General features: G+C 59.8%; 2 protein-coding genes. Both read left to right on the top strand.

The window, feature by feature from the left end; genetic code table 11:
• On the top strand, positions 1–403 hold a 403-nt coding region (locus THIMADRAFT_RS24220), incomplete at its 5' end, for a glycosyltransferase (protein ID WP_007195781.1).
• A gap of 318 nt (positions 404–721) precedes the next feature.
• On the top strand, positions 722–1,004 hold a 283-nt coding region (locus THIMADRAFT_RS24215; protein ID WP_007195780.1), incomplete at its 3' end, for a hypothetical protein.

The raw sequence follows: 1,004 nt of genomic DNA, 5'->3' as shown, positions 1-1,004 counted from the left end.
CTGCGCGCCGCGCGTCTGGGCCCCGGTATCGAAGTCCGTTGGGCGACAGCCGCCGGCGAAGATCAGTGACTTCTTCGCCCGCGCCGCCTGTTTCTGCATGCCCTCACGCCTTGAGCCCTTCGGGATCGTGTATGTGGAGGCACTGCACGCAGGAACTGCGATCGTCGCGAGCGACTGCGGTGATCAGCGCGACGTGGTGCGCGACGGCGAGAACGGGTTCGTCGTGCCCGTCGGCGACGTCGCCGCCCTGGCAGAAGCGCTGATCGACGTTCTGGCCGATCCCGAGCGGTCTGCCGCCATGGGCGCCGCGAGCGCGGCACTCGCTCCGCACTTCACCTGGGACGCGACCGTCAAGCGGATCGTGTCCGAGATGGCGGAAGTGCTGCCGGTCGCCGTGCGCTGATCCAGTGAGCGTAAGGGCCGCCCAGCGGCGGCGGATTTTGGTTTTCCGAAACCGGGATTTCCATTACGCTGTGGTATCAGGAATAGGGTTTGATTCAATTCTAAGTTCAGTGATCGTCAGGAAACAGTATGAGCCCTTCGCTTTACCTAGTGGTTGTTTAGTTGCTAAGGTCTTGATATCACAAGGATCGCTTGGCATCGTTAGTGATTGCGCACAGCCGCTTCGAGCGGTTCAACACCATACAGGCACCGGTAAAGCCGGTTATGGTTTAGTATGGCGGATTTCTAGGCCGAAAATGCGGAGCGATTGGAGCATAGTATGGTCCCGCACGAACGTGTTTCGCCTTCGTCCCGATCCGACACCAATGCCAAGCGGATTTTGCTGATCCAATCCGGGTCTTTCTCTCTCAGCAACTCGAGCATACTGAGCGCGCTGAACCGTCAATTTCCAAGTCTCGAAATCGACGTTATCGATATCGTCAAGGAGTTCGAAACCGTCAAGTGGCGTAAGATCGCCGCGCTTCCGCATCTGTTGCTGGAGCGCGGGCCGCAGGCGTTCGTCTCGTCGCGGGCGATCCGGTTTCATACGGTCCGGAGCGCGT

The organism is Thiocapsa marina 5811, assembly GCF_000223985.1.
Lineage (GTDB): Bacteria > Pseudomonadota > Gammaproteobacteria > Chromatiales > Chromatiaceae > Thiocapsa > Thiocapsa marina.
Note: the sequence above shows the minus strand (reverse complement) of the source record. Positions and strands in the feature narration are given on the sequence as shown.